The 986-nt window shown below is 68.2% G+C and carries 1 protein-coding gene and 1 pseudogene; both read right to left on the reverse strand.

All coding sequences use genetic code 11. The features are described 5' to 3' along the window. Positions 1–191 (reverse strand): annotated as a pseudogene (locus DBR12_RS17130) (keto-deoxy-phosphogluconate aldolase); the annotation flags it as partial. A gap of 192 nt (positions 192–383) precedes the next feature. Further along, positions 384–986: dihydroxy-acid dehydratase (locus DBR12_RS23075; protein ID WP_233244706.1), on the reverse strand; the 603-nt coding region annotated here is incomplete at its 5' end.

The raw sequence follows: 986 nt of genomic DNA on the forward strand, positions 1-986 counted from the left end.
ACCACCGCCTCCGGCAGGTTGCGCGCAATGGCTTCGATGGCGGGCAGGCCCGCTGGGGTGCGCAGCGTCACCTCCAGCACCTTCACGCCACCGGCCAGCAGGGCATCGGCCAAGGGCAGCGCGTCTTCCACGCGGTCGATCACGATGACGGGAATGACGGGGCCGTGGCTGGCGATGTCGAGGGGATTCATGGGTTTGCTCCTTGATGTGTTCGGTGTTCGGTGTTCGGCGTTCGGTGTTGGATGCCGCAAGCGGCCTACAAAGCGGGCGCCACGCGATGCCAGTGCACCCGTGGAACTGGCTTTGCCAGGCCACCGGGTGCGTCCCCCTCCCGCGCAGCGAGAGAGGGGGAAGGCGCGTAGCGACTCAGGGGGTGCATCCTGCTACAGCCAGGTACAGGCACCCTGCTCAGCGCCGCCAGCATGGCGGCGAAAGTTGGTGAAGAGTTCACGGCCAAAGCCGGTTTGCGACGGGGCACTGTAAGGCGCGGGGGTGCGTGTTGCCCAGGTGGCCTCATCGACCAACACATCCAGCGTGCCCGCCACGGCATCGACGCGCACGATGTCGCCATCGCGCACCTTGGCCAGCGGGCCACCGGCCAGCGCCTCGGGCGTGACGTGGATGGCGGCAGGCACCTTGCCCGATGCGCCGCTCATGCGGCCATCGGTCACCAGTGCCACCTTGAAGCCCTGGTTCTGCAGCACCGCCAGCGGCGGCGTGAGCTTGTGCAGCTCGGGCATGCCATTGGCCTGCGGGCCCTGGAAGCGCACCACAGCCACCATGTCCTGGTTCACATCGCCCGCGCTGAAGGCGGCGAGCAAAGCCTCTTGCGAATCGAACACGCGGGCGGGCGCTTCGATGATGTGGCGGTCTTCCGGCACGGCAGACACCTTGATCACCGCACGGCCCAGGCGGCCTTGCAGCAGGCGCAGGCCCCCCGTGGGCGAGAAGGGCTTTGACAAGGGGCGCAGCACGCTTTCGTCGCC

The organism is Acidovorax sp. HMWF029 (genome assembly GCF_003060895.1).
GTDB lineage: Bacteria > Pseudomonadota > Gammaproteobacteria > Burkholderiales > Burkholderiaceae_C > Acidovorax.